The organism is Vibrio sp. 10N.222.52.B12, assembly GCF_002875385.1.
Lineage (GTDB): Bacteria > Pseudomonadota > Gammaproteobacteria > Enterobacterales > Vibrionaceae > Vibrio > Vibrio jasicida.
In genome coordinates this window covers 93,078-107,312 of sequence record NZ_MDAW01000147.1, presented here as the reverse complement: position 1 = coordinate 107,312, position 14,235 = coordinate 93,078, and the positions used below count along the sequence as shown (strand labels likewise).

General features: G+C 45.9%; 15 protein-coding genes and 1 pseudogene. 3 read left to right on the top strand and 13 right to left on the bottom strand.

Annotated features, from left to right (window positions below; all coding sequences use genetic code 11):
* Positions 1-80 precede the first annotated feature (80 nt).
* From BCT11_RS22300 to sodB, 3 genes are all read right to left on the bottom strand, one after another.
* Positions 81-824 carry an SDR family oxidoreductase gene (locus tag BCT11_RS22300; protein WP_042601271.1) on the bottom strand — a complete coding sequence of 248 codons (744 nt, stop codon included), beginning with the start codon at positions 822-824 and terminating at the stop codon, positions 81-83.
* A 134-nt stretch (positions 825-958) separates the two neighbouring features.
* A complete protein-coding gene (locus BCT11_RS22295; RefSeq protein ID WP_102389317.1) occupies positions 959-1,462 on the bottom strand; it encodes a VC2046/SO_2500 family protein in 504 nt (167 codons plus the stop codon).
* Between the two features lie 156 nt (positions 1,463-1,618).
* Positions 1,619-2,203, bottom strand: coding sequence for a superoxide dismutase [Fe] (gene sodB / locus BCT11_RS22290; protein ID WP_102389316.1), 585 nt, complete (start codon positions 2,201-2,203; stop codon positions 1,619-1,621).
* 242 nt (positions 2,204-2,445) lie between these two features.
* Here sodB and BCT11_RS22285 point away from each other — a divergent pair, with 242 nt between their 5' ends.
* Together BCT11_RS22285 and BCT11_RS22280 are read left to right on the top strand one after the other, a co-directional pair.
* Positions 2,446-2,781, top strand: a complete 336-nt coding sequence (locus tag BCT11_RS22285) for a Grx4 family monothiol glutaredoxin (RefSeq protein WP_038869223.1) — start codon at positions 2,446-2,448, stop codon at positions 2,779-2,781.
* A 75-nt stretch (positions 2,782-2,856) separates the two neighbouring features.
* On the top strand, positions 2,857-3,486 hold the full coding sequence (locus BCT11_RS22280; RefSeq protein ID WP_039974569.1) for a DsbA family protein: 630 nt from the start codon (positions 2,857-2,859) through the stop codon (positions 3,484-3,486).
* A 106-nt stretch (positions 3,487-3,592) separates the two neighbouring features.
* On the opposite strand, the gene BCT11_RS22275 is transcribed toward BCT11_RS22280, so the two are convergent.
* Positions 3,593-4,918 (bottom strand): Na+/H+ antiporter family protein, encoded by a 1,326-nt coding sequence (locus BCT11_RS22275; RefSeq protein WP_102389315.1) that lies wholly within the window; start codon positions 4,916-4,918, stop codon positions 3,593-3,595.
* Positions 4,919-4,946: 28 nt separating this feature from the next.
* Positions 4,947-5,591: a ribonuclease T gene (gene rnt, locus BCT11_RS22270; RefSeq protein WP_038869335.1), complete on the bottom strand. Its 645-nt coding sequence runs from the start codon at positions 5,589-5,591 to the stop codon at positions 4,947-4,949.
* Positions 5,592-5,898: 307 nt separating this feature from the next.
* Between rnt and BCT11_RS22265 the strand changes: the two genes are divergently transcribed.
* Positions 5,899-6,780, top strand: a complete 882-nt coding sequence (locus BCT11_RS22265) for an OmpA family protein (protein WP_038881582.1) — start codon at positions 5,899-5,901, stop codon at positions 6,778-6,780.
* 112 nt (positions 6,781-6,892) lie between these two features.
* On the opposite strand, the pseudogene BCT11_RS22260 reads toward BCT11_RS22265, so the two are convergent.
* The 8 genes and pseudogenes from BCT11_RS22260 to rsxB form a co-directional block, all read right to left on the bottom strand.
* Positions 6,893-7,329: pseudogene (locus BCT11_RS22260) on the bottom strand (DUF2753 domain-containing protein).
* A 140-nt stretch (positions 7,330-7,469) separates the two neighbouring features.
* Positions 7,470-7,886, bottom strand: a complete 417-nt coding sequence (gloA, locus tag BCT11_RS22255) for a lactoylglutathione lyase (RefSeq protein WP_020196364.1) — start codon at positions 7,884-7,886, stop codon at positions 7,470-7,472.
* A gap of 31 nt (positions 7,887-7,917) precedes the next feature.
* Complete coding sequence (gene nth / locus BCT11_RS22250) at positions 7,918-8,559, bottom strand: endonuclease III (protein ID WP_038881585.1); 642 nt, start codon at positions 8,557-8,559, stop codon at positions 7,918-7,920.
* A gap of 79 nt (positions 8,560-8,638) precedes the next feature.
* Positions 8,639-9,331, bottom strand: a complete 693-nt coding sequence (locus BCT11_RS22245; RefSeq protein WP_102389314.1) for an electron transport complex subunit E — start codon at positions 9,329-9,331, stop codon at positions 8,639-8,641.
* Positions 9,324-9,962, bottom strand: coding sequence for an electron transport complex subunit RsxG (gene rsxG / locus BCT11_RS22240; RefSeq protein ID WP_102389313.1), 639 nt, complete (start codon positions 9,960-9,962; stop codon positions 9,324-9,326). Before rsxG ends, BCT11_RS22245 begins: the two co-directional genes overlap by 8 nt.
* A gap of 7 nt (positions 9,963-9,969) precedes the next feature.
* Complete coding sequence (rsxD, locus tag BCT11_RS22235) at positions 9,970-11,016, bottom strand: electron transport complex subunit RsxD (protein WP_038869340.1); 1,047 nt, start codon at positions 11,014-11,016, stop codon at positions 9,970-9,972.
* Positions 11,016-13,631 carry an electron transport complex subunit RsxC gene (gene rsxC, locus BCT11_RS22230; protein ID WP_102389312.1) on the bottom strand — a complete coding sequence of 872 codons (2,616 nt, stop codon included), beginning with the start codon at positions 13,629-13,631 and terminating at the stop codon, positions 11,016-11,018. Before rsxC ends, rsxD begins: the two co-directional genes overlap by 1 nt.
* A gap of 8 nt (positions 13,632-13,639) precedes the next feature.
* Positions 13,640-14,233 carry an electron transport complex subunit RsxB gene (gene rsxB, locus BCT11_RS22225; protein WP_005439677.1) on the bottom strand — a complete coding sequence of 198 codons (594 nt, stop codon included), beginning with the start codon at positions 14,231-14,233 and terminating at the stop codon, positions 13,640-13,642.
* Between the last annotated feature and the right edge of the window lie 2 nt (positions 14,234-14,235).

The following is a 14,235-nucleotide window of genomic DNA, read 5'->3' as shown; positions in this document are numbered from 1 at the left end:
AAGCCGCGATGAACCTTTTTTTATGCTTTTCAAATTATGAGAAGTTCTGCTCGAAGAGGTGTTTTGGTTAGGAGGTTTACTCAGACTTCGGTCGTTACGACTCGACCGCTAAAGTACTCGTTAGCAACAATATAAGCCGTATTCCTCACTAGCTCGTCTTGAATTTGCGCCCAATGTCGTTCATCTACATCTTCACTCGTATGATTTACTGAAGGGATGACACCACCAACCCGGATGTTGAAAGGGGTCAGTTCTTTTGCCCAGCTGTGCGTAAAACCAGAGACTAATGCCGCCATGCTTTCCACACCCGTAAGATCTTCATGATTATCATGAGAAATGACATTGACGATTACGCCTTTCTTTTCTCTGGAGCGGAAGCGCTCTGCGCTCACTTGACCATAGGTATAAAGAAAGCGAGCCGCAGATGAAAGATGATCGATATAAGTACTCATTGGTTCTGGAGCCATCAAACTTGGCATTGGTGAACTGGTCCAACAATTGACGATGACATCTGGTGTCGCACCAAGCTGAGATTCTATTTGGTCAAACAATAAATTGATGGACGTGGTGTTATCACTGCACACATTAATGGCGTACACCTTATCTGAAAAGGCGCTAATTTGCTCATAACTGGCTCTCAAGGCCGTTGGATTCTGGTCGCAAAGAACAATCGTTGCCCCTAAGTGGGCAAAGTGACTAGAGCATGTTCTGCCGAGGATAGTTCCTGCGGAAGTGACGAGAATGATTGATTCTTTAATATCCATAGCACCTACACTGTCATTTCTTGTGTTAAACAATACATCAGTGGTTTGTGCTAACAGCATGGATGAATTTTTATGAGCTCAGTGTGAAAAGCTTCAAAGTAACGCTTTTGAACCGCAACTATTGTTTGGGAATTTGTAAGGCGTCACATTTCTGACGTGTGCAAAATGCAATCTGTTGGGGTGAACACGGAGCGTTAAGCTTGCGCTTGGATTTGATACTGACGCTGTACCGTCACTAATTGATTGTAAAGCCCTGCGTCAGGAATCAGTGTTTTGTTACGTTCGCCTAAACTACGGCGCTCATGACCGGAAAGGTTGTGATAGACGTTTTCCGGTAGGTTGAACGTGTCTTGAGGCAAATAGGTTAGTGCATCAGGTTTAAGGTAGTGGCTTAGCTTAGCAGACGGTAAACCCGCATCATGAAACTGCTTTGCTTGCTCTGCTGCAAGTTCGTAGCTGCTGCTATCAGAACGAAGTGCTTGAGGTTGAGATAACCCGAACTGTTGGCGAAGAATGTCATCACTCGTGAGTACTTCTTGGACTTCTTCAACCGGAACCACATCGCGAACATCATTAGAGAACATAGACAGAATCAGCGAGAAATCAGCGCGACGACCTTCGTGTACGGCATGGTTAATACCATTCCCGAACTGAAGTTCGTTGATGATTGCTGCTTTGTCTAAAGTATGGATTTGCATGATGTTCCTCGCTTGATGCACTTTTAACGGCAACAACGGAAAGAACTTTAGGAAAAAGAGGGGATTAATTGAATAAACTGGTTTTAGGAGCAATAAAAAAGCCCGCAATAATGCGAGCTTTTAAATATGACTAAATTGAACTTAGGGGGAAGTAAATTACTTCGTTAGGTTCTCGGCTACGAAGTCCCAGTTTACAAGAGCCCAGAAGCCGTTCATGTAATCAGGACGTACGTTGCGGTAATCGATGTAGTAAGCGTGTTCCCATAGGTCAACAGTTAGAAGTGGAGTAGTACCTTCTTCTGTTAGAGGAGTCGCTGCGTTAGACGTGTTAACGATCTCTAGAGAACCGTCAGCTTTCTTAACTAGCCAAGTCCATGAAGAACCGAAGTTATTGATTGCTGAATCAGTGAATTTTGCTTTGAATTCTTCGAAAGAACCGAATGCTGCGTTGATCGCGTCAGCAACTGCACCTGTTGGTTCGCCGCCTGCGTTTGGCGCTAGACAGTGCCAGTAGAACGTGTGGTTCCAGATCTGTGCTGCGTTGTTGAATACGCCACCAGTAGAAGTCTTGATGATTTCTTCTAGTGTTTTGCCTTCGAAATCAGTACCAGGGATAAGACCGTTTAGCTTAACTACGTAAGTGTTGTGGTGTTTACCGTGGTGGAAATCTAGAGTTTCAGCAGAGATGTGTGGTTCTAGTGCGTCTTTCGCGTAAGGTAGAGCTGGTAGTTCAAATGCCATTGCTCAATTCTCCATAGATATGAAAGGGTTACCTTTCGATTGCTTCCAGTGTTTTTATTTATATGTAGTCTTTACGACTGACTTGAAAAGTATTTTAGCAAGTTTTTACTTTATTAAAACCCCGATATGAAAATATTTTAAGATAAAACCCACAAAGACTTACTAATTATATGGTTTTTATTCTGTGGTTATTGAGTAAAATGTGGCAATAATTAAAGTTCACATCCATGAATGAGGAAGCGATGGAAACTATCGATAAAATCAAACAGCAGATCTCTGAAAACACAATCTTGCTGTACATGAAAGGTTCACCGAAACTGCCTAGCTGTGGTTTCTCTTCTCAAGCTGCACAGGCGCTAATGGCTTGTGGCGAGAAGTTCGCTTACGTAGACATTCTACAAAACCCAGACATCCGTGCTGAGCTACCAAAATACGCTCAATGGCCAACATTCCCACAACTATGGATTGAAGGCGAACTGATCGGTGGTTGTGACATCATTTTGGAAATGTTCCAGAAAGGTGAGCTTCAGCCTCTTATCAAAGAAGCGGCAGCACGCGTTGAAGGTGACGCTGAGTAATTCGTAAATACTCAAATTTGGCGATAGAATACAAAGGAGCCGCATTGGCTCCTTTTTCTTTTTTAGGTTAGTGGAATGAACATAAAGCTTTACTACGTACATGACCCAATGTGCAGTTGGTGTTGGGGTTACAAACCAACCATTGAAAAATTGAAACAACAGCTGCCGGGTGTCATTCAGTTTGAGTATGTGGTGGGTGGCCTTGCGCCAGATACTAATCTGCCGATGCCTCCAGAAATGCAACAAAAGATCGAACAAATTTGGAAGCAGATCGAGCGCCAGCTTGGCACCAAGTTCAATTATGATTTCTGGACCTTGTGTACGCCAGTAAGAAGTACATACCAATCATGCCGTGCGGTTATCGCCGCGGGGTTCCAAGATTCTTATGAGCAAATGTTAGAAGCAATTCAGCATGCGTACTACCTGCGAGCTCTTCCTCCTCACGAAGAAGCAACGCACCTGCAATTGGCAAAAGAGATTGGTTTGAACGTTCAACAGTTCAAAAACGATATGGATGGCGCTTTGTTAGAAGGCGTGTTCCAAGATCAGTTGAGTCTTGCAAAAAGCCTTGGTGTGAACGGGTACCCAAGCTTGGTACTGCAAATCAACGATGCTTACTTCCCGATTGAAGTTGATTACCTATCGACTGAGGCGACGCTAAAGCTTATTCGAGAGCGCATCGTTGATAATATGCCCGCTCAATGATTGAATTGAAGCCTCTAAAGCGTTATTCGTAGGTATTCAAATTAACAAAAAGCCGCTCACTCGAGCGGCTTTTTCGTAACGAATTGTATCCATTCAAATGATGCGATTACAGCACCATTGCAGCAATCCAACCGAAGATGATCAGTGGAATGTTGTAGTGGATAAATGTCGGAACAACGGTTTCCCAAATGTGCTCGTGTTGGCCATCCGCATTTAGCCCCGATGTTGGACCTAACGTTGAATCAGAAGCTGGAGAGCCTGCATCACCTAGCGCAGCAGCAGTACCGACTAGTGCGATAGTTGCCATTGGTGAGAAGCCGAACGCTAGTGATAGCGGGACATAGATAGTTGCAAGGATTGGAATCGTAGAGAACGATGAACCAATGCCCATAGTGACCAATAGACCAACGATCAGCATAAGCAGAGCAGCTAGAGGTTTGTTATCGCCGATGCTTGTTGATAGTGATTGTACTAGTGTTTCAACGCCGCCAGTTTGCTTCATTACTGCCGCAAAACCTGCCGCTGCAATCATGATGAAGCCGATCATTGCCATCATGTGTACACCTTTAGTGAACACATCGTGCGTCTCTTTCCATGCGATAACACCACCGAAGGTGAATACCATAAAGCCAGCTAGTGCACCGATGATCATTGAGCCCGTGTATAGCTGTACGCTTAGCGCAGCAAGAATACCCAAGCCAGCAACCAAAATGTGTTTCTTATTTAGCTTCTCTTCAGATTCTTGAACAACGGTCAGTTCAGTTTCTTTGTATTCACGAGGTTTACGGTAGCTAAAGAAGATTGCCGTCAGAAGGCCAAACAACATACCTGCGCCCGGCAACAGCATTGCTGTCGGTACTTGGCTTGCCACGACATCTGTTAGACCATTGTCATGTAAGTTCTTCAATAGGATGTTGTTTAGGAAGATGCCACCAAAACCGATTGGTAGAATCATATAAGGCGTGATCAAACCGAAGGTAAGCACACAAGCGACCAAACGACGGTCCAGCTTCAGCTTAGCGAAAACGCCCAAAAGAGGTGGAATCAAAATTGGAATAAAGGCGATGTGTACCGGAATCACGTTTTGAGATGACATGGTGACAAGGACAAGCGCAACCAATACTGCGTATTTAAGACCAGTAGTCGACGCAGAGCTTTCTTTGCCATTTAGGCGCTTGATAACGCTTTTAGCAAGTAGGTCAGTAATCCCAGAGCGAGAAATAGCAACGGCAAATGTACCAAGCATTGCATAGCTTAATGCGATGGTTGCACCGCCGGCGAGTCCGCTTTCAAAGGCAGAAACAGTATCGGTAAGACTCATACCAGCAACAAGGCCACCAACGATGGCACTAAACGTGAGGGCAACCACCACGTTTACGCGCATCAATGCTAACACGAGCATGACGCACACAGATATAACGACAGGATTCATACTTTTCCTAATATGTTGTGTTTATTTATTATTCTTCGCTAACAAGCGGCCAACCGCCTAGGGCCTTCCATTTGTTTACGATGCCGCAGAATAGCTCTGCAGTTTTTTGTGTATCGTAAAGCGCAGAGTGTGCTTCACGATTGTCAAAGTCCATCCCTGCTGTTTTGCATGCTTTAGCCAGAACAGTTTGGCCATAAGCAAGTCCACTTAATGTCGCGGTATCAAAAGTGGCAAATGGATGGAAAGGGACTCTTTTTAGTTTGCAGCGTTCGTTGGCTGCATTAACAAAACTTAAGTCGAAAGCCGCGTTATGCGCCACCATGATTGCACGCGAGCAATCTTCTGCTTTTTGCTCTTTACGGATCAACTTATAAATTTCTTTCAGCGCTTCTTGCTCAGAGACAGCACCACGAAGTGGGCTAAAAGGGTCACGAATGCCGTTGAATTCTAGCGCTTCTTTTTCTAAATTCGCGCCTTCAAAAGGTTCGATATGAAAATGAATGGTGGAGGCAGGATGCAAATCGCCGTTTTCATCCATGCTCAACGTTACGGCACAGATTTCTAAAAGTGCATCAGTTTGAGCATTGAAACCTGCGGTCTCAACGTCAACTACCACTGGAAAATAACCACGAAAACGCTTTTTCAGGGTTAGAGCTTCATTTTCTATTGTCATGTTGGCTTATTTTTGTGTGACGAAGGCTGCATTATTGCAGATTCTATCGATGAGAAAAACCGCAATTTGGATAAATGTAGAATTCTGTTTCGTCCGTATTGGGTGAGACTTATAACTAAAAATAAGGGGGAAGGTCACCTGTTATTCTCGTGATGTTATTTCCCATTTTATGCGCTTGCCAAATCATCCCTTAAGTCCTTCTATCAAGTTGCTATTTTTATGTTGGCGGGATTTTTGCATTCTTTCACGTGTTTTTAATTCAGGCGAATAAGCGGCAATAGAGTGCCGTTTGAGAGATAGTACCTAGATGAATAAATGGCTTGTAACCAGTGGTGTCGCGTTATCTTTACTCAGTGCACATAGTTTTGCATCAATGGGTAAACGCTACGTTGCCACTCCGCAACAGTCACAATGGGAAATGGTGATGAATACGCCATTGGAATGCCAACTTGTGCATCCTATTCCTGGATTTGGTGACGCGGTATTTTCGTCTCGTGCGAGCAAAAAGATCAATTTGGATTTCGAACTGAAAATGCGCCGCCCAATGGGTGAAACACGCAACGTGAGTTTGATTTCAATGCCGCCTCCTTGGCGTCCGGGAGAGCATGCGGACCGAATCACTAATCTTAGGTTCTTTAAGCAGTTCGATGGTTACGTGGGTGGTCAAACGGCATGGGGCATTTTGTCTGAGCTAGAAAAAGGGCGCTATCCGACATTTAGCTACCAAGATTGGCAAAGTCGTGACCAACGTATTGAAGTTGCCTTGTCTTCGGTGCTTTTTCAGAGCAAATACAATGCCTTCAGTAACTGCATTGCCAACTTGTTGAAATACAGCTTTGAAGATATTGCCTTTACGATTCTTCATTACGAGCGGCAGGGCGATCAGCTAACAAAAGCGTCGAAGAAGCGTTTGGCTCAAATTGCTGATTATGTTCGTCACAACCAAGATATCGATTTAGTCCTTGTTGCAACCTACACAGATTCAACGGATGGCAAGAGTGCGAGTCAAAGTCTTTCAGAAAGAAGAGCAGAGTCACTTAGAGCGTATTTCGAATCTCTGGGTTTATCGGGTGATCGTATTCAAGTGCAGGGCTACGGCAAGCGTCGACCAATTGCTGATAATGGCTCACCAATTGGTAAAGATAAGAATCGCCGTGTGGTGATTTCGCTAGGACGAACTCAGGTTTAATTGAAATGCTAACCAAATAAAAACGCCAGAGTCAGACTCTGGCGTTTTTATATCACTGTGTTCTTGTTGAAAGTACTTATGCGCTTGTGTTGCTACCTTCATGTCACTTCAGCTAGTTTAAGCGAAATTTAGCAATGATTTCGCAATTCGTAGCCGTATCAATCTTTTCGACTTGTTTTGCAATCGCTGGATTCGGATGTCGTTTCATAAAATCAATCAGTGCTTTTGTACAGCAGCCAATCGAATCAATAAAGCTCGCGCAATCTTTGTTTGGGCACTGAGGAATCAGTGTGAGTACTTTTTCAGATGCGAGTTGCAGATATTTGAGTTCATACTCGGTATCGCCAGCCCAGCGCCAAAATTGAGCGAGGTTATGGCATGAAACCACTGAAATTAGTAAGCGTTCATCAGCTTCTATTTCCACGCATTCGCTAATATCTTCACTCAGGCTAAGGGCTTGCTGGTAATGAAGAATGCTGCGAACAGGGTCATCTAGTTGAAGAGCAGTATCGGCTAGAAGTGTGTGTGTTTTTCCCATTCACTGATCATTATCGTTTGTCCCACATATCGATGTTGCGAACAAATCTAAACGATAATTATTATCAAGTAAAGATATTTGTTTATAAATGAGCAGGCAGCTCTCAGATCTGCCTGTCATCTTTTACAGCATTTCAGAATGGGGGTTGGGTTTAGCCCTCTAAACCTGCTGATGCTTGCTTGTTTTGGATCAGCTCGATCATGTAGCCATCAGGGTCTTTCACGAAAGCGATGTGCGTTGTACCGCCTTTTACTGGGCCCGCTTCACGAGTGACATTGCCACCTGCTGCTTTGATTGCGTCACAAGTTGAGTAGATATCGTCTACGCCAATTGCGATATGGCCAAATGCAGAGCCTAAGTCGTACTCGGTTGTACCCCAGTTGTAAGTCAGCTCGATGACGGCACCTTGAGACTCATCACCGTAACCTAAGAATGCTAGCGTGTATTCGTACTCTTTATTTTCATTGGTACGAAGTAGCTGCATGCCCATTACTTCAGTGTAGAACTTGATAGATTTGTCTAGATCACCCACGCGTAGCATGGTGTGAAGAATTCGACCGTTTGACATTATTTGCTCCTAGCGATTGTTTCAGACGGGTTTATTCGTCTGGGTACACTTTTTCTTTGTATTCACAGAGATCTTCAATGATGCAGCTACCACAGCGCGGTTTTCTTGCCACACATGTGTAACGACCATGAAGGATCAGCCAGTGGTGTACATCAAGCTTAAACTCTTTTGGCACCACTTTTAGCAGTTTTTCTTCTACGTCATCGACGGTTTTACCCATCGCAAACTTTGTACGGTTAGAAACACGATAGATGTGTGTGTCCACCGCGATAGTTGGCCAACCGAAGGCGGTATTCAGTACCACGTTAGCGGTTTTACGACCGACACCCGGCAAAGCTTCTAGTGCTGCACGATCTTCTGGTACTTCACTGTTGTGCTTCTCTAGTAAGATCTTACAAGTCTTGATGGTGTTTTCGGCTTTTGAATTAAACAGACCGATGGTTTTGATGTATTCCTTTAAACCATCGACACCCAAATCAAGAATGCCTTGAGGCGTGTTCGCAACAGGATAGAGCTTGTCTGTTGCCTTGTTTACGCTTACGTCCGTCGCCTGCGCAGAAAGCAGTACGGCGATAAGCAACTCAAACGGTGTACTCCAGTTGAGCTCCGTCTGAGGATTGGGATTGTTTTCTCGGAGTCGTTCGAGAATTTCAATTCTTTTGACTTTGTTCATTGCTGACTTCCAAACCCGTCTTTGCGGTTTATGAAAAAGGCCCTACGAGTGGTAGAGCCTTGATTTTAGAATTCTTGTATTATGCGTTAGTTACGCGGGCGCGCTCAATGGCTGGTTTTTCTTCTTTCGGCTGACGTTCCTGAATTGAGCTGTCGATAACGTTTTTCAACGCAATCAAAAGTCCTACGCCGATAAACGCACCCGGCGGCAATAATGCCAGTAAGAAGCTGCTATCGAAGTGGAAAACTTGAATACGCAGTGCTGCAGCCCAGTCACCCAATAATAGGTCTGCACCATCGAACAAGGTGCCGTTACCGATAAGTTCACGCATAGCGCCAAGTACAACCAATACTGTCGTCATACCAAGCCCCATCCAGAAACCATCCAATGCTGCTGGCAATGGATCATTCTTCGATGCGTAAGCTTCCGCACGGCCGATGATAATACAGTTGGTTACGATCAATGGGATGAAGATGCCCAGTGATAGATACAATCCGTAGGCATAAGCGTTCATCAAGAGTTGAACACAAGTTACCAAGGCTGCGATGATCATAACGAAAACCGGAATACGGATTTCTTTTGGTACGTAGTTACGAATCAACGAAACGGTCACGTTCGAACCGACAAGCACTAACAAGGTCGCGATACCCAAACCAAGGGCGTTGGTTATAGTGGAAGAAACCGCAAGCAGAGGACACAAACCCAGAAGTTGCACTAGGGCAGGGTTGTTGCTCCACATGCCGTTTTTCATTAGCAGTTTATTTTCACTCATGGTTGCCTCTTGCGCAGTCTAGGGGCTGATTCAGAATCTCATCACGAGACTTATTTACGTAGTTTACTGTGTTTCTCACCGCTTTCACTACCGCACGAGGGGTAATCGTTGCGCCAGTAAACTGATCGAAATCGCCGCCATCTTTACGAACTCGCCAAGAATTCCAGTTACTTTCTGTCACTTGCTTACCAGTGAAGCTCAAGATCCAATCCGTAACGCGTAAATCAATTTTATCACCCAATCCCGGCGTTTCTTGATGGCTTAGGATACGAGTACCAAGGATTTTGCCTTGGTTATCGATGCCGGTGATGATTTTGATTTCACCGTTGTAGCCATCTGGTGCAATGGACTCAATCGCCATTGCCGTTGGTTGACCATCTTTGGTGGCAATGTAAGTTGGCATCGAGCGAACCGTACCTAGATCGGGCGCAGAGACCATAGTACATGCCGCAACAAGATTGTTGTCATGCATTTCTTCCGGAATCACTTGGTTAAGAACCGACAGCAATTGCTTTTGTTCCTGAAGCTTAATTTGATCTTTTGTTAGGTACTGAGTCAGTGCAACAAGACCGGTTGTTGCACAGGCAAAGATCGCCAATGTCAGACCATTTTTTCTAATAGCGGTTAACATGTTTACCTCAGTGACCGTAAGTTCTTGGTTTGGTGTAGTAGTCGATCAACGGTACACACATATTGGCAAGCAGAACGGCGAACGCAACGCCATCTGGGAAGCCACCCCAACTACGAATAATGAATACTAACGCGCCGATCAGAGCACCGAAAATCAAGCGACCTTTCACGGTCGTTGACGCTGAAACAGGGTCGGTTGCGATAAAGAATGCGCCTAACATCGTTGCACCTGAAAGTAGGTGGAAGATTGGTGACGCGGTTTCTCCCGGCATGATCAAGCTAAACACGGTACTAAACAGTACCAAGCTGCCTAGGAAACCAACTGGAATATACCATTGGATGATGCGCTTTTTGATCATCACTAGACCACCAACCAAGTAAGCTAGGTTTACCCATTGCCAACCGATACCCGCAAGTCCGCCAAACATTGGTTGTGATAGCACCTCACTTGGCGTTGCACCAGTATGAATACCAGTTTTGAATGCATCTAATGGGGTTGCCATTGTTACGCCATCCACACCAGCGCGAACTTGTTGCAGCGACAAACCATCAAAGTCATAGCCAGTGAAGATCAGAGACAATGCATCTGCAAAAGTCACATGCTCAGACATCAATGAAACAGGCGCGCTCCAGCTTGTCATTTGGACAGGGAAGGAGATAAGCAATACAACGTAAGCGACCATCGCTGGGTTAAATAGGTTTTGGCCAATACCACCGTATAAGTGCTTCGCAATAACGATGGCAAAAATCAAACCGATAACCATGATCCACCAAGGAGACCATGGTGGGATTGCCACAGCTAATAACCATGCTGTCACGATGGCACTGTTATCACGTAGTGCACGCATTGGAGAACGCTTACGCACAAGCATAACTAATGCTTCAAGTGACACTGCGACCGCGATAGCGAACACGAGTTGAATGATGGTACCCCAACCAAAGAAGTAGGTTTGAGCCACTAAGCCAGGAATAGCGCACAGCGCTACCCATTTCATCAAATCAGGCGTGCTGCGACGGCTGTGAGCGTGTGGTGAACTGGCAATAAAAAACGACATTACTCGTTCTCCTCAGTATTGTTCTTATTCGCTTCTTGCTGAGCTTTACGTGCTTTGGCGCGCGTAATGGCTGCGGCAACAGCAGCTTTCTTTGGATCCACTTCTGGCTCTTCAGAAGGCGTTTCTTCAACAGATTCTGTTTGCGCCTCTTGCTGCGCTTTACGTGCTTTAGCACGAGCAATAGCTGCGGCAACCGCGGCTTTCTTCGGATCCACTTCTGATTCTTCAGAAGGAGCTTCCGCTTCAACAGATTCTGTTTGCGATTCTTGCTGAGCTTTACGTGCTTTAGCGCGAGCAATGGCTGCTGCAACAGCGGCTTTCTTCGGATCCACTTCTGGCTCTTCAGAAGGCGTTTCTTCAACAGACTCTGTCTGTGCTTCCTGCTTCGCTTTACGTGCTTTAGCACGAGCAATAGCTGCGGCAACAGCAGCTTTCTTCGGATCCACGTCTGGTTCTTCAGAAGGTGTTTCTTCAACAGATTCTGTTTGTGCTTCCTGCTGAGCTTTACGTGCTTTGGCACGAGCAATGGCAGCGGCAACAGCAGCTTTCTTTGGATCTTCAGATTGTTCTGCTGGTGTCTCCGCTTCTGCAGATTCCGTAGAGTCTTCTTGCTGGGCTTTGCGCGCTTTTGCACGAGCAATGGCAGCAGCAACCGCGGCTTTCTTTGGATCTTCAGCTTGTAAAACAGGTGCTTCCGTTTCTACAGATTCGGTCGAATCTTCTTGCTGTGCTTTTTTCGCTTTAGCTCTGGCGATAGCTGCCGCGACGGCCGCTTTCTTGTCACCGGCTTCAGCAGGTGTTGATGCGTCTTCTTGTTGAGCTTTCTTCGCCTTAGCACGGGCAATCGCTGCTGCAACCGCTGACTTCTTATCGTCAGCATTATCTGTAGCTGCGTCGCCTTGTTCTTTTTGCGCTTTGCGTTCGCGAGCAAGGCGTTTGCGTTCTTCGCGTAGCTTCGCCATTTCTGAGTTATCAGGCTCGGCTGCGCCAGATTGAGCCGCTGCAGCTTGTTTCGCTTTTGCTTTGGCAATCGCGGCAGCAACCGCTGGTTTCACTGCTGGCTCGGCTTTCGCTTCAGTATTATCTTTTTGTGCTTTCACGCGAGCGATGGCTGCGGCAATCGCATCATCACCGCCAGAGGCTTTCATGTCTTTACGACGATCATCCGCGGCTTTCTTAAAGCGATTTTCACGTTCTGCTTTTTCGCGTTCCATACGCGCTTTCTTCTCTTCAAAGCGCAGCTTAGCTCGTTCAGCGGCTGCCGCTTCTTGAGCGCGTGTTCGGATTTCAGCTTTCGCTTGACGATAGTATTGAACCAGAGGGATTTCACTCGGACACACAAACGCACACGCGCCACATTCAATACAGTCTTTTAAGTTCAGCTCTTCCAGCTTTTCGTATTCTTGGCTTTTTGCATACCACTGAAGCTGCTGTGGCAATAGCGAGGCAGGGCACGCTTCCGCACATTGGCTACAACGGATACATTCCATTTCGTATTGGTCAGAAGCGATCTCACGACGCTTCGGTGCCAGAATACAGTTTGCTGTTTTAGTGATAGGAACCTGAGCGTGGGGTAGGGTAAAGCCCATCATTGGGCCACCCATGATCAGGCGCTGCAGTTTCTTATCTGATTTGTAGCCGAACTCGTCTAACAGTGCTTGTACTGGCGTACCAAGTAGCGTCCAAACGTTACGTGGTTGCTTGAAGGTCTTACCTGTCAGAGTCACGATGCGATTTACCACAGGTTCGCCATCGATCACTGCACGTTTAATTGAGTAGAGAGAACCAACGTTTTGAACCAGAATGCCAATATCAGCAGGGATAGCGCCGCTAGGAACTTCTTTGTTGGTTAAAATCTTGATGAGCTGCTTCTCACCACCAGAAGGGTATTTGGTTGGGATAACGCGAATTACGATGTCTTTGTTCATCGCCGCTTGTTCCAGCGCTTTGATTGCTGCTGGCTTGTTATCTTCAATACCAATGATGGTCAGTTTTGGCTTAAGGATATGCTCGACGATCTCGATCCCTTGGATCAGTTCGTCCGCATGCTCCTGCATGAGTTTGTCATCGGCGGTGATGTAAGGTTCACATTCAGCCGCGTTAACGATAAGAATTTCGGTACGCGCTATACCCGATTGGATCTTCTTAGCCGTCGGGAAGCCTGCGCCACCCATGCCCGAGATACCAGCAAGGCGAATCACATCGATTAACGCATCTGCAGATTCTTGGGTGTAATCGGCAACTGGCGTTTTCTCACACCAAGTATCGTTACCATCTGGCGTAATCACTGCGCACAGTTCGCTTAAACCCGATGGGTGAGCGACGGTTCGTGGCTCAATAGCTGTCACTTGCCCAGAAGTTGGAGCATGAACAGGAATAGTAAAACCACTGTCTGACGCCGTTAGCTGTTGACCTTTCAACACTGTGTCACCAACAGCGATCAATAGATTACCTGCTTTACCGATGTGTTGTTTCAGAGGTAGGACGATTTCCGACGGAATGGCTGCATGAACCAATTCAGTTTTGTTGGATTGCTTTTTGTTTTCTGCCGGATGCACGCCGCCTGGGAAATCCCATAGCGAACCAGTACGAATTTGTTCAATCAAAGACAACATACGAAACCTTATTTAATTGAATCAGTCACGTTCGCTGCATTGGCAGCATCCGTAATGTTAACTACTGGAATAGCGTTAAGCTTCCACTTCCAGCTCTCTGTGGTAGTTTCCACAGGAATCATTTCAATACAGTCAGTTGGACAAGGCGCAACGCACAAGTCACAACCGGTACACTCGTCTTTGATAACGGTATGAAGGGCTTTAGTACCACCAACAATCGCATCGACAGGACACGCTTGAATACACTTGGTACAACCGATACACATGTCTTCATGAATGAAAGCAACGGTTTTGACTTTGCTGTCGAGATCGTGTGCCGACTCTTCTGCTTCAACGCCCATTAGGTCCGCCAGTTTTTCAATGGTTGCTTGACCACCTGGAGGACATTTATTGATTTTATCGCCATTCGCGATTGCTTCTGCGTATGGACGACAACCCGGGTAGCCACATTGGCCACACTGAGTTTGAGGAAGAATAGAATCGATTTGATCGACAATCGGATCCGCTTCGACTTTGAAGCGAATCGATGCAAAACCAAGTATGGCCCCAAATACAGCGGCGAGGGCAGCAAGAGCGATGATCGCAATTAAAATCGTACTCATCG